Genomic DNA, 19,082 nt, shown 5'->3' with positions numbered 1-19,082 from the left:
AACGTGAATTAATTAACCAATTAAAACAGTTGCTAATCCGGCTACTATTGTGCCGCCATGTGCGGTTGAATCTCCCATTCGTGCGGCTGGTTTTCCGCCTATTAAAACCGTCGATGATCCTGCGGCAATTGTATCAGGCGGACCTGTACAGGTAGCCATGTCGCCAACACATGCAGCGGGCATTCCGCCAATTAAAACGGTTGGTGTGCCGGCAGGTAAAATTGGACCGCCCACGTGCGGAACCGTTCCCGTAACCATTGGGCAAACGTGCATATCTGTAATTCTGGCGGCTGGTGCTCCCATAATTTTAATTTATTTGTACGATACTTCCTTTTAGAACAGCAGTTGCGCTCGATGACATTTCTACGCCCGCACTTCCTTCTGCTTTAAATTGTGTATTTGCTTTTATAGAAACATTTGCGCCTTCGATTTTTACATCTCCGGTAGCTTTGAACTCAATGTTTCCCGCACTTTCCATTTTTATTCCGTTGCTGTCAATGGTGATGATGTTCGAATTTTCATCTTCTATTTTTATAATGCCCTGATCTTCATCGAGCGTTATTTTTTTGCCCGCGGGAGTTTCAATTCCAATAGATTTTTTTTCATCATCAAAAATGACTTTCATTTCGCTTCGGGTTACAATTCCTTTTTGGTGATTGTCGTCAGACGCCACAATTGGAGCTGGTTTTCCGCTGCTGTTAAGCATTCCTAAAACAATGGCATTATTGGGATCTTCATTGATAAAACCAACAATTACTTCATCTTCAATTTCGGGTCTGAAAAAAATACCTCTTTTATCTCCCGCATCGGGCGAAGCTACGCGACACCAAATACCTTGTTCGTCGTTGTTGATAATTGGAATTTTTACTAAAATGCGGTCTTCACTATTAGGATCAGATTCTAGTTGGGTTACAATCCCCACGTGAAGTCCTTTTATGGCCGGAATGATTCCGGAACCTGTTGGTGTATTAATGTCGAATGTTTCAGAAAACCACTCAGGGTTTAACCCAAATTGTGCATCGACTGTCCAGTTTCCTTCAGCTATTTCGTGAAAAACGCCTGTTATATATGCTTTTCCATTAAATCTGTCACCTACGCCTTCGAGTGTAATAATAGTATTAGGTTTTACTGCGGGAATACCTTGAAATTTGGCTCTTCCGCGAATTTTTGATAATTGCTGAAAAAGTAATTTAGCATCTGCCCAATCCTGAAGTTCAACTTCGGTAATAGTAGCGCCGTGACGTAATTCGAGGTTTTCGAGTTGAATAATATCAGCTAAATCAGAAGCTGATAGATTACCATTTAAGCTTACAGCAGGATCATTGGCTTCAATTTCTACAACTTCCTGATTGGTATAATCCCAACTGTACGAAGACACTTTTGCAAATTGATTTCGTGCATCCATTTCGGCATCAAAATCAAGCAGCGTAGATCCAAAAGTTACTGTTTCTACAGAATCTGAGGTAAGATTTGGTTTGCTGATGGTAATTTTACCATTTTCAACAAAACAAAGTTTACCATTGGCTTGTGCTCTTGAAACTATAAAATCCCAGTCGGAAGTGTTGTATTGAATAAGTTCTTTGTGACTAAAATTAGTAGCTTCAACCTCTTTTTGTAATCCATAAGCATCGATGATTTCTTCAAATGCTTCGCTGTCTTTTACATCATAAAAATATTTGCTTTTTCTGCCAATAGTAAGTTTTACGGCTTCGTCTTTACATTCGATAATAAGCAAAGAAGTTCCGCTTTTTATTTTAATCGAATGTTTGATAATAATTCCTTTGTAAATAGTGGCTTCATCATTGTGATAACCGGCAGTTATTTCGATTTTTTTGCCCGGAATCAATAAGTCTTCATTACTCAGTTTAAAATCCCTTTCAGAAGCTTCTCCATCTGTAAGAACAATTTGAGCCATAGGAATCCTGTTGACCTCATTTTGTACTACAAGGCTTTTTACTTGATAGGTACTGGATAATTCCGTTCCTTCAATTAAAATTTTATGCGTTACTAAATCGGCACTCTGACTGGTTTGTATGACTCCGTTATTGCTCATCAGGATTGTTTTTGTAAGGGTGGAAAAAATAGTTTTTGCCCTGTTTTTAGTTTTCTGAAATTGATAATGTTATTGACTTTGGCAACTTCCAGATAATACTTAGAATCGCCGTAAATATTAAAAGACATCAAAGGCAATGTATCACCTTCTTTTACTGTTCTGTAATGTGTTAAATCAGGTGATTTATTGTTCTCTCTCGCTGCTCTTAAATTATCTTCGACAAAGCCCTGAAATTTTGCTTTTGCAACTGCTCTAATCGGAGTTCCGTCTGGTTTGAAGAGTTTAAATTCTACGTCCATTTCGGTCAATGCTCCTTTAAAAAGCAATGTTCCCCAGGAAATAATCAGATAATTAGGCTTGTGTTGGTCACCGTTATAATCCAGAATAACCTTTTTGAATTTCTCAATATCATCGATAATACCATCGTCAGTACTTGCGTATCCATTGATAACTCCCGATCTGTCAAAAACAAAATCGAGTTCGAGATTCTCAGGTAATTTTTTATTGAACTTTGGAGAAAGCGTACTCGTACCGGTAGCCTGAGTTTCATCGGCTTCAATTTTATAATGATAGGTGTACTTTTCCGGATTCATTAAGGTAGAAAATTGACCATCCGCAATTTTGTTGTTGAATTCAGCATCACTATAAGCAACAACTTTTAGTTTTTGTAATTCTCCTAACATGTCAGCGTTCTTTTTTACGTTCAATAATTTTCATAACCTGTTCTACACATTCGGCTACTGCATCTGTTTCCTTGCTTTTTTGAGCACTTGCAGAAGCATTAGGTTTTGATCCTTCGTTCACGTTTATTTTAATGTGAAGCTCTTTTATTTCTATAGGCATGACTAGCTTTTCATTAAGGTGAAATAATTATAGGTAAGCTCGAAGTTTTCTACTACGATCTTACTTTCTTCGGCATTAAAATCTTCGACAGACCATTTTACAGGATAGGCGTGAACCACATTCCATGAAATCAAAGGCTGATGTTCCTGATTGAGCAGTTTAATGGTCAGGTTTACGGGGCTGAAAGCAAAGTTTTCTATAGCATCCCTGCACCAGTCAATAACAGCAGAATCAATCAGCATTCCTCTTTTTAAAGTCAGGTTTGCATATTTTGTCTTTACAGGCAGTTTGTGTTTGAATCTATTTTCTCCACCTTCAGCCATCTCCTCTGTTTCTATGTCTACAGACAAGCCGGATACCGACTGAAACTGATGGTCTTTTTCTTTCGAACCAAGACCTTGAAATTCAACTAAAAAGTGAAAACCGACAGGTGGGTAATAGTTAGCCATGACTAGTCATTTTGAATGGATAAACCTTCGTGAACCAATTCCATAGATTCGATCGCAACTTCGTTTCCATCGGCTTTTAAGTCAGTCGACTGCACTTTAGTTGGCCATGCATTTTTTACTTTCCAGGTAATTACAGGTTTGTGTTCTTCGTTAAGTAATTTGATGGTAATATCTCTTCTTTCTATTTTGTTTAGTTTTACCGTATTCCACCAATTATAATACTCATTATCGCTTGCAAATGATCCTCTTTTCATTGTAATGTTGGAGAATTTTTGCATGCCCGGCATTTTAATTTTGGTATATTCAGGACTTGCTCCCTGACGGTATTCAATAGCTTCAGTTTCGACATCTAATCCGGAAACTTCTGTAAATCCTATTTTTGTTCCACCCCAGTCAACTGAGAAATGAAACTTTGGTAGCGGATAACTCATGATCTATATTTTTTTAATGTTGATATTAATTAAGATTCCTGCATTTTGTGAGAGAAACGTAGAATGATAAATTCTGCCGGACGAACTACTGCCATTCCAATTTCGATTATCATTTTACCGTCTAAAATATCCATTGCCGACATGGTTTGTCCTAAGCCAACTCTTACATAAAATGCTTGTTCAGGTTTTGCCCCGGCCAAAGCTCCGGCTCTCCATTGAAGAATTAAGAAATTCTCAATCATCGCTCGCACTCTTATCCAGGTATTGGCATCGTTAGGCTCAAATACAAACTGTTCGGTTGCTTTTTTGATAGATTCCTCGGCCATGTTAAAGAAGCGACGAACTGGCACATAGCGCCATTCGGCATCATTCCCGGCCAAAGTTCTGGATCCCCAGATCAGGATTCCTTTACCTGTAAAGCTTCTGATAGCATTTATAGATTTACCAGCATTGACATCGATATTCAAACCGTCCTGATCGCCATTGGTTATTTTTAGCGTTGGTTTTACTACATAATTTAACCCCACATTAGCTGGCGCTTTCCATACACCACTGTTAGAATCAACACGTGCATAAACTCCGGCTACAGCACTACTTGGCGGAAGTGTAATGGGAAGGGCTAAAATCTCTGTTTTTATGGCATTGTATGATTTGTTGTCGATGCCTTCAATGTCACCAAGATAGCGACCGTTCATTGCTCCGTTGTTGGTATCTTTGGAGGTGATGCTAAAGATTTTATTTTTAATATCTTCAACAAGTGCTGCTAAATTATTTCCGGGAGTAGATTTATTGAATACATCAATTCCAATTGTTAAGTTGTCACTAGGTAATTCAATAATAGAGTTGGTGGGTTCTGTAGGCACAGTAAAAGTAAGAAGTTTGCCAACTTCGTCGACTACGTTGGTAACATAAGTGCCTAAAGTTGTTGAGGTTTTGGCTGCACGGATTTTGGTTACTAAATCCTCTAATTTTGATTGTACATTTTCAATTTTACCATCGCCTTCAAACAAACCGGTAAAAACATTCAAGGAGGCTTGAAGAGGAACTTCAACACCTGGATTCTCTTCAACGGAAGTAATTGCAGATATTGCAGCATTTTTTACAATCTCTTTGTCCTCAATTAAATTTTTTAATTGGGTTGATAATATTTTAACGACGTCTGCAAAATTATTTTTTAAAGTGAGGTCGAAATTAGGAGAACCTGTTGCAAGATTAAACCCGGCTGGATTGGGTGAATCAGTAAACAAAAGGACGTTTGCTACGCTTCCGGATAGTGTATCATCTGTTGTACCTACATCTCCGCTATCGCTAACTTTGAGAAGGTTTGCGATTTTTGCTCCAATAGAAACGAATGCCGCCTGAACCTGGCTAAAAGCCGTAACTAATGCATCTGGAATATTAGTAACATGATTGATTAAAATATCATCTTCATTGTATCGATAATCGAGGATAGTGTCAAGGTAAGGATAATACACCGCACCGTATTTCAGGTAATCTTTTTCAAGAGAAATTTTTCCTCTTAAAGCTTGAGAATCAGCCTGAACATCAGTAGAAGTATGAGTGTCAATAATAGCAAAGCGATCCTGTAGATCGTGACATTGCATTAAGGCAGCTGAGTATAAATTATAGAATTCAATTACGCTTAGTTTTTTTGCATCCGGGAACAATATCAATGTTGGCTCATCTTCAGCTTTTAAGAGATCCAGTCCGGCTGTTAAATCAGAAAAAAGAATTTGATTTTCAGTACCCGTTGGGGTTTCATAGAGATCTACCGAAACAATATAACAAGGGCCACCGCCATTTGCAAAATACAGCTGAAGTGAATAATACAGTAAAAATGGTTTTGGAACGCTGGGCTGATTTACCACAATACTTCTTTCGGTTACATTGTTAGTCACGACATCAGTTACATCTACTGAAATAGTGCTTTCAGGATATGCCAGTCCAAAATACTTTTCATAATCCAGTAAAGAGGTAATTCTGGTAGGAATCCTGTGTAAATCATTCTCGATTTTTTTAGTAGCTTTTTCTGTATAGCCAATAAAAGCGGGAATCGCTGTTTCTACCTGAGCAACTGACGGAGGAAACTTTACGATTTCCTCAATATATACTCCAGGCGTGTTGTAAGTTGTTGCCATGATTAATTGTTTTAATTATTAAATAAATATTTCTGAATAGTAATCACTATCGATCTTTGTTATTGATTTTACAGATGGATTTGGGTAGGTACTGCTTTCCAATTGCGCTGGCGCAAAATCGTTGACGGGGTCAAGTTCAACAAAACCAGAATAGGTTAAGGGTTTGGCAGTAAGAGTGTTAATTTCTGTGCCTGCTTTTCTGTTGATATATTTCCAGAGTGTTTTTCTATTATCAAAATGAATTTTAAAATTTGGACTTAGCATTTTGCCAAAACCATCTATAATGTCTTTCGGATTATTATCGCCTTTCATCGTCAAGGAGATGATTCCAAAAACATCTTGTCTTTCCTGTGTTTGAAGCTCTGATAATAAAATGGAGGTTGTTTCTTCGGAGATTAAGTAATTATTTGAAATCAGGATGTTGTCACTGAAATTTGGAATATATTTAAATGTTCCGGGTTCAGTTGAAGGTTTCACGTTGCTGAATAAAAACATCTGATTCAGAACAAATTCTAAATTGGTGTAATTCTCAAACTGATAATCGTTGACAGTGATTTTAAAATCCAGTTTTAAATCGGCGGGAACACTTATATAAGGATCATCAATTTCAATACCTTCCTTCACTTTAATGTAAACACGAAACCCAGTTTTGGTTGGCTTGAATGTCATCTTGTAATTTCGTAACTGCGTGATGGTTTCTACAGTAGGAGTGATAGTGGCAAATGAATTACTATCAAATTTCTGAAGCATTTTTTTCTGGTCATCTCCCGACATTCCGGCATAAGTATTTACACCACTATTGAGAAAATAATTGTGAAAAAGTGTCACTTCAAATAATAATCCGAATGTAAGATTAAAACTCATGATTGCTCTTTTGTTTTGGTTACACCTTTGACCTTGCTGATAAGTTGTCCTTCGCCTTGTGCGATATTGCGCTCGATTTGTATCATGCTAACTTTGTATAATGCTGACGGAAGTTGTTTACCACCCAATGTTCCCCAGATATAATTAAGTTCTTCAAAAGTGGGTGTGTAAAGTTCTACCGAGAATTTGAAGTTGTCTATATTATCCATTGCCACACTGCTTCTGTTGTAAATAGTGTTGGCTTGTGTAAAAAGTTTTTTTCCCTGAAAAAAAGCAATGATTTTCGAAATATCATTAAGTGAGTTGATGTATGCAATTCTATTGGCGCTAAAAAGTAAATACAGATTCAAATTGATGATGCTGTTTTTATAAATTGTTTTAGCGTTTTCGATGGAATGGTTGGGAAAGTTTTTTAAAGTAGCTTCTTCATCCAGATTAATTAAGGTAAGTGCTACTTTATCGTCTAGATTTTTGGATACGTTTTCGTTTTGAGATTCTAAAAAAGCAATATTTTCAGCCACAACCGTTTTATCCAGCCCAATTTCTTCGAGATAGTTATTTACCTGCTCTTCAATTATTTGAATAATTTCAAAAATCATCTTCTGATAAAGTTTAATAAATTCGACTTTATTGCTAATCTGATTGCCTTATAGTGAAACAAATACAATTCAAATTTGTATTCTTCTAAAAGCAATATTTAGATTTTTGTTCTAAGATTACTTTTTTAGATACTAGATTCTGTTTTTGGTATATACCCTTATTTTATGGAATCAAATAAGTGTTTTTAGTTTTTCTCATTGTATTTCATTTAAGAGAATACTTATGATGAAATTTTACTAAAAAGGATCATTTTTAAGGCGCAGATAAAAAAGAAGATTCTACGGGCTTTGCTTTAAACTTGTAATAAAAATGAGTGCTTGTAAGAATTATCGAAGTTAGAGAAATCATAAGGTATCAAGAAAGGGGAAAAACACCCTTTTTTTACTTTTTTTTATTAGTAAAATATTGATTGTTAGATTATTGTGCGCTTTTTGAGTTTTTGCTTTATTTTGCACAGAAAGACGAAAATCAGAATAAAATAAAACCACTAAAAATTTTACTAAATATAGAAAAGAGATTATTTCACCATAAATGAAATAATCACTTTTTTAGCTTTCTTAATTCTTTAATTTAATGCTATGCGTCTTAGTATAAATTAAATGCAAAGAATACCTGCCAAAATTAGATGTACTGCTGTGCATCTAATTGTCTACATTTAGATAATGGAAAAGTTTAGATTTTTTTACAGACTCTCGATCAATCGGTTTTACTTCATCTTTTATTTTAAATCTCAGATGAGATGGATGTAATGTTTTTTATCTTCGCAAAAAATATCTCAAATTAAGTAATTATGAAGTTCTATTCAATTTCATTCGTTTTTTTCTTTTTCATGACATTAGCGAGTGCCCAACATCAACATAACAGTGCTAATACTGACGTACCATCGACACATGGAATGTTGATTTTTGGAAAAGAAAAAATTTATGCTTCACACTTACCAATGTTTCATTCTCCGCATGATTATCAAATTATTCTGGAGTTGGAATTGGATAATAACGCCAAGAAACTATTTATAGCCGATCAGGAAAATAATTCTGAATATAATACGTACATGATTGAACCTGAGACGTTCATTTTGCCAGATATGATTCAGAATCCAAGACCATTTAAAGTAAATCTTTACAGAGGTCATTTTGAAAGAGGTGGAAAAAAAATCGCTTCAGATATAGTGGTATCTATCAAACAAGTGATTTTTTATAAAAAATTCAATGCGGCTGAAGCCAGATCTGGTACAACCAATTTTATATTTTTTGGTAACACAAAAGAGCAGTTTATGGCGCATCAGATTACAAACAAACCTGATTTTGATCAGATTTTACAAGTAAAAACAGCTTCGGATGCACTTGTAAAAAACGACAAGTACAAAGTAATCAATGTAAATAAATCAGAAAACAGTCCAATTGGTGTAGCTGGAAACGATATTCAGGTTGATGTTAATGGTATTAATTATGCTATTACTGTTTTGAAACAATTGTATTTGGAATTTGATGATTTAAAATAATCAAGATCATATTTAATCCTATAAGCCATTAAAAAAGTACAAGTTTTTAAGTGCTCGCTTAGATAGACTTACATAATTTATGTGGCTAGTGTTTGTTTTTATTTAACCACCGACGTATAGAGACTATAAAGTTCCCATCCTAAAGTCTGGTAGAATAGTTTGCCTTCTTCTGTGGCAACCAAAAAATTATTGCGAACACCATTCGCTAAAGCAATTTTTTCAAGTTCTTTCATCAGGACAGTTGCAAGACCATTTCTTCTATGATTAGTTTCGGTTGAAATCCTGTCGTAAACAGCCAGATCATCAACAAGAACTACACGTCCTATTGAAGCTAATTCTCCATCTTTAGTAACAATTCGAACAACAAAAGTTGAATTATATTTTTCAAATTCTAATTTATAGCGATCATGTAAATAAATGTTTGGAATATCCATTTGATGAAAACAAAACATCATATAACCTTGAGGCTGAATAATCCATTTTGTAGATAATATACTCTTTAGTTCATCAGGAGAAGAGCAAACCTTTAGAAAAACTCCTGGTTCATCAATAGATTTTGATAATTGTATGAAATCATCATTAAGTTCAGAAAAAACATAACGGCTCTTTTGGTTTTCATAACCTACATTCACCATAAGCCCTGATTTGTATTTAACAGGCAAAGGTAATTCTCTTGATAATGACCAGCCTTTGAGCCATTTCTCTACAATATCGAAAGAAACATTTTTTTTCATTGTATTACCATTGGTTTTAAAAGTTCTATTTTTTTAAGAGATTGTCAAATATAAAACAATGAAAATTATCAATATGATGAGATTTTTAAATTTTTATCACTACAAAATATTTAGAACTAATCTTAAAAATCTATCTCATAACAAATACTAAATGAAATGTTAATACAATGTTTTATAAACTGACCTTTTTATTAATGTAAAGGTAACCTTGTTGACCTACCCTCATTTCTAATTTTGGAGACATATTATAAACAACACACTGTAGAATATGTCATTTTTTAAATTAAGAACACATCGCAACAAAATAATCGGGATTGGTGTTTTAGCAAATACCATTTATTGGCCAAATAATACAAAAGTGATGTATTATGTATAAGAGGTTTACCGATGAAGAACTTGTTGAATTGTTGAGACAAGGCAAGGATAAAGCGTTTGATGAATTGTATTTTAGGTATCGGGATTTATTGGTTCGCTTTGTTTATACCAGAATGAAATCAATACCGGTTTCTGAAGAAATTGTTCAGGAAGTTTTCACCACAATCTGGGAGCGTAGAAAGACTCTGGTTATCCAAAAGAAATTTTCGGCTTACATCTATACTTCCGTTCGCTATGTAACTTTAGATTATATAAAATCACACACTATTACCGACCAATATATAAAGGAAGTCGTTGACAGAAGCACTCAAGACCACAGCAGCACCAATGCAACCGAAGATTCTATTTATTACGAAGAATTACAAGAGGCAGTAGACAAAGCAACTTTATTACTTCCTAAAAAATCCAAAGAAGTTTTTATTCTAAGCAGGATTAAGCATTACACCAACAAAGAGATAGCCGAAGAACTTAATGTTTCGCACGAAACTGTAAAGTATCATATTGCTTATGCGTTAAAATTTATGCGCAGCTATTTGGGCGAGTTTAACTGACGACAAATTTTCAAAATCTAGGTTTACGTTTTGTTTTCTTAACAAAAGCGTAACCTTGTCAACCTACCTGAAATTAACATTTCTAAGACATACTATTAAAGAGATAAACAAATTATAATGCCTGAAAAATTACATCGAGATATAAAACTTTTTTTAGAAGGAAAACCAGCTCCAAAAGGGGAAGAGTTATGGAATAACTGGTACAATCATCCGGAAGAAATATTAGATAGTATTGAAACTATCAAATCTGATCGTTCTAAATTAAAAAAAGAAATCCGTCAAATAAAGAAATCAAATAAGGTTATTTTTCTTCAACATAAAAATTGGTCTATTGCAGCTTCATTATTGTTTTTAATGGGAATGGGCTGTTTTTTTTATTTATCATCTGAGGAGGTGATTAAGCAATATGCTACAAAATCTGGCGAACATGCTAAAGTTGTTTTGAGCGACGGAACACAAATCTGGCTTAACGCAGGAAGTCGCTTAAAATATCCTGCCAAATTTAAAGGAGATACACGAGAAGTTTATTTAACCGGAGAAGCTTTTTTTGATGTTGCCAAAGACAAAAAACACCCTTTTATTATTCATACCCATAAAATGGATACCAAAGTTCTGGGAACCAGTTTTAACGTTCAAGCCTATCCGGATCATGCCACGCAAGAAGTTTCGGTTTTAACCGGAAGAGTAAATGTAAAATCGACCATTACAGAAGAAAATGTATATGTAACGCCGGGACAAAAAGTGGTTTTTAAATCACAAAGTAATAAAATGCAGGCCTTTACAGATATTCCGGTGAATTCTATTTCGCTATGGCGAAAAAATATCATTGTTTTTGAAGATGCTCCTCTGCCAGAAGTAATTGCAACAATTAATCGCAATTATAATGTGAACATTCAGCTTGAAAACAAGAATCTGAACAATCTAAAAATCAGTGCTTATTTCAAAGAGCTTCCTGTAGATCAGGTTGTTGCTTTGGTGTGTAATATCATAAATGCCCATTATAAACAGGAATCAGGAAATTACATTATACGATAATAAGAGTAAAAAAACTTAACACATAGAAACATAGCTTTAAAATTAAAGCCAAAGACCATTTTAAAAATCATGATTTGCCACGTAATCGATACGATTTATTTGGAATGAAATATCTTTTTTACACGCCTTAAAAGCTATGTTTCTATGTGTTAAAGTTAATAAATACAAGGAATTACAATATCAAATTTAAAAAAAAGCTACGTAGAAAACCAATCATAATCAAGAACAATTAAAACTCAAAAACATGACTAAAAAGCAAATGCGGTTTATCCAGAACTGTCAGAGCATTAAAAAATCCGTATTGAACAAAGCGCTTCTTTTTGTGGCTCTATTTTCTATCGGATTATCAGCAAAAGCGGCCAGCGTAGATATCAGCAAAAGAGTTACTTTAAAAGTAGAGAACGAAAGTATCAAAAATGTTTTTCAGAAAATCGAAAAGCAAGTAGATGTGCATTTTATGTACGAAACCAATCAGGTTAATACCAATCAGAAAATTAGTTTAAAACTAAGTAATGTTACCCTTGAACAGGCATTAGATAAAATATGCAGCAATTTTTTCCTGAAATATGAAATTGTAAATAATAATATTGTCATCAAAAAAAGCCAGAAAGTGTCGGATGCTGATCAGAATAAAATCAGCGTTTCGGGAACTGTTTACGGAGGTAATGACGGAATGCCATTGCCAGGTGTAGGGATTAAAGATAAAGGTTCTGATGTTGCGACAACGACAGATTTTGACGGAACTTTTAAAATTGAAATCAACTCATCTGAGGCCATTCTTGTTTTTTCGTATGTTGGTTATGTTGATCAGGAAGTTAAAGTAACACCAACCGATAAAAACATCAAAGTAAAATTAGTAGCTGATATGAAACAACTGCAAGAAGTTGTAGTTATGGGTTATGGAAGTGTAAAAAAGAATGAAGTTTTAGGATCTGTTGGATCTGTTTCTATGAAAGAAACTTCAAGTAGAACTTACAACAGTGCTGCTGAATTACTGCAAGGTACAGTTGCGGGTGTTACCGTGCTTAGTAATGGTGGTGATCCAACGGCGGAACCTACAATTAATATTCGTGGAATTGGTTCTTTGAATGCCGAAACGCCTTTAATTGTTTTGGACGGAATCATTTACAGTGGTTCTTTGAATACTTTAAATCCAAATGACATTGCTTCGATAAGTGTTTTGAAAGATGCGGCTTCGGCAGCAATTTATGGAGCAAGAGCTTCTGGTGGTGTAATTTTAATTACGTCCAAAAAAGGAGTTTCTGAGAAGATTAATATAAATGTAAATTATCAGGGAGGTTTTCAGAATGTAGCCAAAAAACTGGATGTTCTTAATGCTGCTGAATATGCTGATGCTATGAACTTGGCAAGAGATAATGCAGGTATGCCAAGAATTCCGGCTTTTGATCCGGCATTTGAACCAACGGCAAGAACTACAAAAACAAACTGGATGGATGAAATTTTTCATACAGGAGAAATTCAGGATTTGTCACTTTCTATAAACGGTAAAACCGAAAAATCTAATTTCTTTGTTTCAGGAAGTTATAGAAAAAACGAAGGGATTTTATTAAATACTTTTGGTGAGCGTTATACAGCAAGAGCAAACTCCTCTTTTAAATTAGCGCCAAATTTCACCATTGGAGAAAATTTGTCTTATTCGTTAACTAACGGTCAGAGTGCCAATACATCAAGTGGTTATACAGGAGCAATTTTAGCAGCCATTTTTTATCCGCCAAATGCAACCATATATAGAGAAGATGGTTCAGGACAATTTGGTGGAGTTCCGGAGAAATATATTGGTTCTTACGGAGATGTTATAAATCCTGTTGCTTATTTGAAAAGACTCGATAACAGAAATCCTGTGTCGACCATTTTGATCAATCCTTATGCAGAATGGGAGATAGTCAAAGGTTTGAAAGTAAAAACAAACTGGGGTTACACGAGAATCCAGGATAATGCAAAAGATTTTGCAGTTAAAATTAAAGAACCGGGAAAAATATTCGACTTTAACCGATTAACACAAAAGTCACTTACAACTACTGATTTATTAGGAGAACAAACAATTTCTTACGAAACATCTTTAGGGAAACACAATTTCAAAGCTTTAGCCGGATATACCTATCAGGAAACAAAGAGAGAGTTTTATACCATTGAAGGAACAGGTTTTGATAACGAAGATCCATCACAACGTTATTTGCTAAATGCGAAATTAATTCAGCAAACGGCAGCAGGATTATCTGACGAAATTATTTCATCTTATGTTGGAAGGTTAAATTACGATTTTAATCAAAAATATTTATTCTCAGGGATTGTTCGTCGTGACGGAACTTCAAAACTTTTATCACCGAATCGTTGGAAAGTTTATCCTTCTGTTTCTGCTGGATGGTTAATTTCTGAAGAAGAATTTATGAAAAACATCAGTCCAATTGTAAGCAATTTAAAACTACGCGCGAGCTGGGGACAAATAGGAAATTTAGGAAATCTTGGACCATACCAATTTAGTGTGCCATTGAATCAGACTCAGGCTTTGATTGGTTCAACTCCAACAATTAATTATGGTTATGCTGAAGGTGAATTGTCAAACCCTAACTTAAAATGGGAAAGTTCAGAGCAGACAAATATTGGTTTGGATTTTACAATGCTGAACAACACTTTGACAGGATCTGTAGACGCCTATATTAAAAAGAACAAAGACATGTTGGTGCGTGATCAGCTTCCGGGAGTTTCAGGAACTCCACAAGGCCGAATTGTAAACTCGGGAGATGTTGAAAATAAAGGTATTGAAGCTAGTTTGACGTATCAAAAAACGCGTGGAGAATTTAAGTTTGATGTAACGGCAAATGCTGCATTTTTAAGCAATAAAATTGTTTCTATTAAAGATGGTTTGACTTCTCTTGAACCTTTAAACATTAGCCGAGTTCGTAGTTTGCCTTTAGCCAATATTTATCAGGTAGGAAGCCCGGTTGGTGCTTATTATGGATATGCTACAGACGGATTATTTCAGAGTAATGCCGAAGCAAAAGACTATAAAAACAGTTCTGGTGCAGTGTATCAGCCAAATGCAGTTGCCGGAGATATTAAATTTAAAGATGTAAACGGAGATGGCGTTATCAATAACAGTGATAGAGTAATACTAGGAAATCCGTTTCCAAAAACAACTTACAGCTTAAATGCCAACTTTAGATATAAAGGTTTTGATATGAATATTTTCTTCAATGCAGTAGCAGGAAATAAGATGTTTAATGCCGTAAAATATACAGGTTTGAATGCTTCTTTCCCTGGATATAATTTATTGGCTGATTCTAAAAATGCTTGGTCGCCAACAAATACAGATACTAATATTCCAGTGCTTTCATCAACAGATAATAACAATAACTTCGGGAGAATCTCTGATTTTTATATCGAAGACGCTTCATTCATAAGATTAAAAAATGTTTCGATTGGTTATACGGTTAAAGACAATTGGCTGAACGGAAAAGCGAAACTTAGATTCTTTATTTCAGGACAAAATTTATTTACAATCACGAATTACTCAGGAATGGATCCTGAAGTTGGTCTTAACAACTTTGGTCTTGACTTAGGTAAATATCCACTTTCTCGTATTTATATGACGGGTGTAAATGCTACTTTTTAAAAAAATATAAAACAAATAAAATGAAAAATTTAAGTCTTTTATTATTGAGTTTTGTGCTTTTATTAGGCACTTCGGCTTGCGAAAGTGAACTTGATGTGATTCCGCAAGGAGCGCCCTCAAGCGGAAATTTCTGGAAAACGCCTGCTGATGCAAAAGCGGGAGTAAATTCTATTTATGCCTTATATTCTGATGATAATATGTACGGTCGTGGTTTTTTCTGGCTGAATAATGCAAGTGATGATATAGGAACCAAACCAAGACAAAATGCCGAACGTATCAAGAATTTTATTGTTGACGGGTCTGAGTCTGATACTAAAGATATCTGGAGATTACACTACGAAGTAATGAAACGTTGTAATGATGTGATCCGTAATATTCCGAAGATTTCGCTTGACGAAAAAACGAAAAATATGATGCTGGGAGAAGCTTATTTTAACCATGCCGTAATGCATTTAGAATTAGCGTATCATTATGGAGACGATCGTGCCGGAATCCCAATTCAGGACAGAGAAGATCCAACAAATGTGTATGTACCAAGAGCTAAAAATGTTGCCGAAAACTACGCTTATATCGCCGCAGATTTAGTTAAAGCTGCCGATTTATTGCCTTATTTTAATGAGCTTACGCCTGATAATTACGGACGTGCTCATAAAACTGCAGCCTGGGGATATTTAGTTCGTACGTATTTGTATGCAAAAGATTGGGACAATGCAATTAAATACGCAAACATGATCGTGAATAGCGGAAAACACAAATTGCTTGATGATTTTGCTGATGTGTTTAAAATTAAAAACAATTGGTCTTCAGAATATATCTGGTCTGTAACTTCAAGTTCAGAAAACACAGGTTTGGGTTCTATTTTTCCTGGAGTTTGTCTTGAGGATAAAGGTTGGGGAGTTTACAACGGTTGGGGAAATTTTTATCCTACCAAAGAATTGTTTGATACTTATGATCCGGCTGATAAAAGACGAAGCGCTACAATTTTGCAAAAAGGAGATAAGTTCATGTATTTTGGAGAATTAGTAACTTTTAATGAAGGGAAATATACCGTAAGTTCAAGTAACAGAACAGGATATCAGTTCAATAAATATATGGAGCCATTTGGTTACCCAAAAACAACTTCGGGCGGAATTGATATTCGTTATGTAAATGCAAACGGTGATAAACCTTCAACAGCTCTGAACGTACCTCTTTTACGTTATGCCGATGTGATTTTGATGTTGGCAGAAGCCAAATTAATGAAAGGTTTAAGTGCCGATACCGAAATAAATATGATTCGTAACCGTGCTGGTTTACCAAGTATTTCGGGAGCAACATTAACAGATTTAAAAAGAGAAAGACGTTGCGAATTGGCTGGAGAATGGACAGATCGTCATTTTGATTTAGTGCGTTGGGGCGATGCTCAGGCAACTTATGCAAAACCTTTACACCATTATAACGGAACCGTGATTTATCCTGCCCGTAATTTTAACCCTGCAGTTCACCATGTGTGGCCAATACCACCAGATGAAATAGCAGTAAGCAAAGGAGCCCTTACTCAAAATAAAGGCTGGTAGTTTGTAGTTTCAGTTTGTTTGTTTTTTTTTACGCTGCAAGCTTAGTTGTGGAGCTTGCAGTTGTAAAGAAAAAATCAGATAAATTATTAGATATAATAAACCAGTCTTTTTATAAGACTGGTTTATGTTTTTTAGACACAGTTTTAGAATTAATTAGATTTTTGTCATTTCGAGGAACGAGAAATCTCCGTAAGAAACTCGACAAAGATTGGAATTACACGCAAAGTTACCCAATCTTGTCATTTCGACCAAAGGGAGAAATCACACTAGTAGCTCGACAAAGATTGGCGATTTTGATTGTGGAATTTCTAGTGTGATTTCTCCCTTCGGTCGAAATGACAAACTACACGGGCTATGATTGTTTAAATAAGTGAAACGCCTTTTTTCAGCCCAATAAACTATTACTTCTATGTGTTTAAATATAATACCAACAATAACAATTCCTAAATAAAGTTACCTACAGCTTTTAAATAAAATCCCAATTTTTACAATGAAAAAATTAATCACCCTTTTTTGTTTCCATTTTTTCCTGTTTGTACAAGCACAGGAATACAGTTCTTCAAACATTCATTCGCATAATGATTATGCAAGTAAACTTCCTTTTTACGAAGCGTATTCTAATGAAGCTGGCGTTATCGAAGCCGATGTTTTTCTGGTAAATAATGATTTGCCTGTTGCTCATACTTCTAAAGAAATTACGACTTATAACACACTTAGAAGTATGTATTTGGATCCTTTATCTAATAAATTAAAGGCTTTAGGTGGAAAAGCATATCCAGGTAACAAGCCTTTAATTTTAATGATCGACATCAAATCAGAAGCTGAACCAACTTTGAAATTAATCGTTCAGCAATTAAAAATGTATCCGGATTTGATTTCGAATAAAAATCTAAAAGTCGTTATTTCAGGTAGCCGACCTTCTCCGACAAACTGGAAAGATTATCCAGAGTTTATTTATTTTGACGGAAGACTGAATGAAAATTATACTCCGGAGCAATTATCCCGTGTTGAAATGATTAGTGAGGATTTGAAAGAAATCACAATTTGGAACGGTAAAGGTGTAATGACACAAGGGGATACTGAGAAAGTACAAGCAATCATTAAAAAAGTACACGATCAGAATAAAAAAATCAGATTCTGGGGTACTCAGGATAATGTGAACACTTGGATGACTTTGATGAATTTAAAAGTAGATTATATTGCTACGGATAATGTCCCGACATTGACGCAATTCATTAACAATATCAAAACAACATTTTATCAGAATACTGAGTTTCATCAGGCTTATGTTCCTAAAAGCGGATTGTCATTTTCTAAAAAGAAACCTAAAAATGTAATTCTGTTAATTGGTGACGGAATGGGATTGACGCAAATTTACGCAGGCTATACGGCTAATAAAGGGCAGTTGAGTTTATTCAATATTCCAACACAGGGATTGTCTATTACGAAATCTTCGGATAGTTACATTACAGATTCTGCTGCGGGCGCAACGGCAATGGCAACGGGACATAAAACCAATAATAGATTTATTAGTGTTGATGAAAACGGAAAACCTCTGGAACTGATCACACAGCAATTAATTAAGAAAAATTATAAAACAGCAATAATTTCCGCAGGAAACATTACTGATGCTACTCCGGCGGCTTTTTATGCGCATCAGCCTGATAGAAGTTATAGCGAACCTATTGCAGCAGATTTTCTGTCAAATCCTTCAGATATTTTGATTGGAGGAGGACAAAAGGAATTTTATTTCAGAAAAGATGGTAAAGATTTATCTAAAGTATTGATTGGAAAAGGATATACTTTTTCGGATAAATTCAGCAGTCTTGATACCATTAAAAACAGCAAATTTGTAGTTTTAGAAGATGCTTCGGTAGTTTCTATGAAAGCGGGGAGAGGTGAATTTTTAACTAAATCTTTGGCGAAAGCAACATCAACATTTGCCAAAACAAAGAATCCGTTTTTCATCATGGCCGAAGGGGCGCAAATCGATTACGGCGGACATCAAAACAATGTGGAATATGTAGTTCGTGAAATGCTGGATTTTGATAAAGCAGTGGGACAGGCAATGGAATTTGTAGATAAAAATCCAGAAACTTTATTAATCGTTACAGCGGATCACGAAACTGGTGGCCTTTCTTTAATTGATGGAAGTGTAGAAAAAGGATTTGTACACGGAAGTTTTAGCACAAACGATCATACAGCAGTTTCGGTTCCGGTTTTTGCTTATGGTCCGGGAGCTCAAAATTTTATGGGAGTTTACCAAAATACAGAGATTTATACGAAGATAATGCAGGTTCTTTCTACAAAGTAATTGT

Annotated in this window: 16 protein-coding genes; 6 read left to right on the top strand and 10 right to left on the bottom strand. The window is 35.0% G+C overall.

The genetic code is table 11. From position 1 onward, the window contains the following. Positions 1-12 precede the first annotated feature (12 nt). Genes LPB88_RS11780 through LPB88_RS11740 form a run of 9 tightly spaced genes read right to left on the bottom strand, consistent with a single transcriptional unit; the run spans position 13 to position 7,377 of the window. Positions 13-303, bottom strand: coding sequence for a PAAR domain-containing protein (locus LPB88_RS11780; RefSeq protein WP_230715740.1), 291 nt, complete (start codon positions 301-303; stop codon positions 13-15). Positions 304-307: 4 nt separating this feature from the next. Then, positions 308-2,053: a type VI secretion system tip protein VgrG gene (gene vgrG, locus LPB88_RS11775; protein ID WP_230715737.1), complete on the bottom strand. Its 1,746-nt coding sequence runs from the start codon at positions 2,051-2,053 to the stop codon at positions 308-310. Next, positions 2,053-2,736 (bottom strand): LysM peptidoglycan-binding domain-containing protein, encoded by a 684-nt coding sequence (locus LPB88_RS11770; protein ID WP_230715735.1) that lies wholly within the window; start codon positions 2,734-2,736, stop codon positions 2,053-2,055. Before LPB88_RS11770 ends, vgrG begins: the two co-directional genes overlap by 1 nt. 1 nt (position 2,737) lies before the next feature. Further along, positions 2,738-2,896 carry a DUF5908 family protein gene (locus LPB88_RS11765; protein ID WP_230715734.1) on the bottom strand — a complete coding sequence of 53 codons (159 nt, stop codon included), beginning with the start codon at positions 2,894-2,896 and terminating at the stop codon, positions 2,738-2,740. A 2-nt stretch (positions 2,897-2,898) separates the two neighbouring features. Then, positions 2,899-3,345 (bottom strand): phage tail protein, encoded by a 447-nt coding sequence (locus LPB88_RS11760; protein ID WP_230715729.1) that lies wholly within the window; start codon positions 3,343-3,345, stop codon positions 2,899-2,901. Positions 3,346-3,347: 2 nt separating this feature from the next. Then, positions 3,348-3,776 (bottom strand): phage tail protein, encoded by a 429-nt coding sequence (locus tag LPB88_RS11755; protein ID WP_230715727.1) that lies wholly within the window; start codon positions 3,774-3,776, stop codon positions 3,348-3,350. A gap of 29 nt (positions 3,777-3,805) precedes the next feature. Continuing rightward, complete coding sequence (locus LPB88_RS11750) at positions 3,806-5,914, bottom strand: phage tail sheath C-terminal domain-containing protein (protein WP_230715725.1); 2,109 nt, start codon at positions 5,912-5,914, stop codon at positions 3,806-3,808. An 18-nt stretch (positions 5,915-5,932) separates the two neighbouring features. After that, positions 5,933-6,778: a hypothetical protein gene (locus tag LPB88_RS11745; protein WP_230715718.1), complete on the bottom strand. Its 846-nt coding sequence runs from the start codon at positions 6,776-6,778 to the stop codon at positions 5,933-5,935. Further along, a complete protein-coding gene (locus tag LPB88_RS11740; RefSeq protein WP_230715716.1) occupies positions 6,775-7,377 on the bottom strand; it encodes a DUF4255 domain-containing protein in 603 nt (200 codons plus the stop codon). The genes LPB88_RS11745 and LPB88_RS11740 overlap by 4 nt, the downstream gene beginning before the upstream one ends. Before the next feature lie 791 nt (positions 7,378-8,168). Between LPB88_RS11740 and LPB88_RS11735 the strand changes: the two genes are divergently transcribed. Then, positions 8,169-8,879 (top strand): hypothetical protein, encoded by a 711-nt coding sequence (locus LPB88_RS11735; RefSeq protein ID WP_230715714.1) that lies wholly within the window; start codon positions 8,169-8,171, stop codon positions 8,877-8,879. Between the two features lie 98 nt (positions 8,880-8,977). Here LPB88_RS11735 and LPB88_RS11730 read toward each other — a convergent pair whose 3' ends face one another. Then, positions 8,978-9,613: a GNAT family N-acetyltransferase gene (locus LPB88_RS11730; RefSeq protein ID WP_230715712.1), complete on the bottom strand. Its 636-nt coding sequence runs from the start codon at positions 9,611-9,613 to the stop codon at positions 8,978-8,980. 368 nt (positions 9,614-9,981) lie between these two features. Between LPB88_RS11730 and LPB88_RS11725 the strand changes: the two genes are divergently transcribed. From LPB88_RS11725 to LPB88_RS11705, 5 genes are all read left to right on the top strand, one after another. Then, the gene (locus tag LPB88_RS11725) at positions 9,982-10,539 is read left to right on the top strand and encodes an RNA polymerase sigma-70 factor (RefSeq protein ID WP_230715710.1); all 558 of its coding nucleotides are present in this window, start codon (positions 9,982-9,984) and stop codon (positions 10,537-10,539) included. 117 nt (positions 10,540-10,656) lie between these two features. Beyond that, positions 10,657-11,574, top strand: a complete 918-nt coding sequence (locus tag LPB88_RS11720) for a FecR family protein (protein WP_230715708.1) — start codon at positions 10,657-10,659, stop codon at positions 11,572-11,574. A gap of 244 nt (positions 11,575-11,818) precedes the next feature. After that, positions 11,819-15,208: a SusC/RagA family TonB-linked outer membrane protein gene (locus tag LPB88_RS11715; RefSeq protein ID WP_230715707.1), complete on the top strand. Its 3,390-nt coding sequence runs from the start codon at positions 11,819-11,821 to the stop codon at positions 15,206-15,208. A gap of 20 nt (positions 15,209-15,228) precedes the next feature. Then, a complete protein-coding gene (locus LPB88_RS11710; RefSeq protein ID WP_230715699.1) occupies positions 15,229-16,764 on the top strand; it encodes a RagB/SusD family nutrient uptake outer membrane protein in 1,536 nt (511 codons plus the stop codon). Between the two features lie 490 nt (positions 16,765-17,254). Beyond that, the gene (locus tag LPB88_RS11705; protein WP_230715693.1) at positions 17,255-19,078 is read left to right on the top strand and encodes an alkaline phosphatase; all 1,824 of its coding nucleotides are present in this window, start codon (positions 17,255-17,257) and stop codon (positions 19,076-19,078) included. The last annotated feature ends 4 nt before the right edge of the window (positions 19,079-19,082 follow it).

Origin of the sequence: Flavobacterium sp. JAS (assembly GCF_020991455.1) — a bacterium.
Classification (GTDB): domain Bacteria; phylum Bacteroidota; class Bacteroidia; order Flavobacteriales; family Flavobacteriaceae; genus Flavobacterium.
This window is presented reverse-complemented; position numbering and strand designations above follow the sequence as displayed.

What these genes read in the sequence shown, in the direction of transcription:
- LPB88_RS11725 (WP_230715710.1), top strand. Translation starts at nt 9,982, where the DNA reads ATGTATAAGAGGTTTACCGATGAAGAACTTGTTGAATTGTTGAGACAA.
- LPB88_RS11745 (WP_230715718.1), bottom strand. Translation starts at nt 6,778, where the DNA reads ATGAGTTTTAATCTTACATTCGGATTATTATTTGAAGTGACACTTTTT.
- vgrG (WP_230715737.1), bottom strand. Translation starts at nt 2,053, where the DNA reads ATGAGCAATAACGGAGTCATACAAACCAGTCAGAGTGCCGATTTAGTA.
- LPB88_RS11735 (WP_230715714.1), top strand. Translation starts at nt 8,169, where the DNA reads ATGAAGTTCTATTCAATTTCATTCGTTTTTTTCTTTTTCATGACATTA.
- LPB88_RS11740 (WP_230715716.1), bottom strand. Translation starts at nt 7,377, where the DNA reads ATGATTTTTGAAATTATTCAAATAATTGAAGAGCAGGTAAATAACTAT.
- LPB88_RS11770 (WP_230715735.1), bottom strand. Translation starts at nt 2,736, where the DNA reads ATGTTAGGAGAATTACAAAAACTAAAAGTTGTTGCTTATAGTGATGCT.
- LPB88_RS11760 (WP_230715729.1), bottom strand. Translation starts at nt 3,345, where the DNA reads ATGGCTAACTATTACCCACCTGTCGGTTTTCACTTTTTAGTTGAATTT.
- LPB88_RS11780 (WP_230715740.1), bottom strand. Translation starts at nt 303, where the DNA reads ATGGGAGCACCAGCCGCCAGAATTACAGATATGCACGTTTGCCCAATG.
- LPB88_RS11720 (WP_230715708.1), top strand. Translation starts at nt 10,657, where the DNA reads ATGCCTGAAAAATTACATCGAGATATAAAACTTTTTTTAGAAGGAAAA.
- LPB88_RS11705 (WP_230715693.1), top strand. Translation starts at nt 17,255, where the DNA reads ATGAAAAAATTAATCACCCTTTTTTGTTTCCATTTTTTCCTGTTTGTA.
- LPB88_RS11730 (WP_230715712.1), bottom strand. Translation starts at nt 9,613, where the DNA reads ATGAAAAAAAATGTTTCTTTCGATATTGTAGAGAAATGGCTCAAAGGC.
- LPB88_RS11750 (WP_230715725.1), bottom strand. Translation starts at nt 5,914, where the DNA reads ATGGCAACAACTTACAACACGCCTGGAGTATATATTGAGGAAATCGTA.
- LPB88_RS11765 (WP_230715734.1), bottom strand. Translation starts at nt 2,896, where the DNA reads ATGCCTATAGAAATAAAAGAGCTTCACATTAAAATAAACGTGAACGAA.
- LPB88_RS11715 (WP_230715707.1), top strand. Translation starts at nt 11,819, where the DNA reads ATGACTAAAAAGCAAATGCGGTTTATCCAGAACTGTCAGAGCATTAAA.
- LPB88_RS11710 (WP_230715699.1), top strand. Translation starts at nt 15,229, where the DNA reads ATGAAAAATTTAAGTCTTTTATTATTGAGTTTTGTGCTTTTATTAGGC.
- LPB88_RS11755 (WP_230715727.1), bottom strand. Translation starts at nt 3,776, where the DNA reads ATGAGTTATCCGCTACCAAAGTTTCATTTCTCAGTTGACTGGGGTGGA.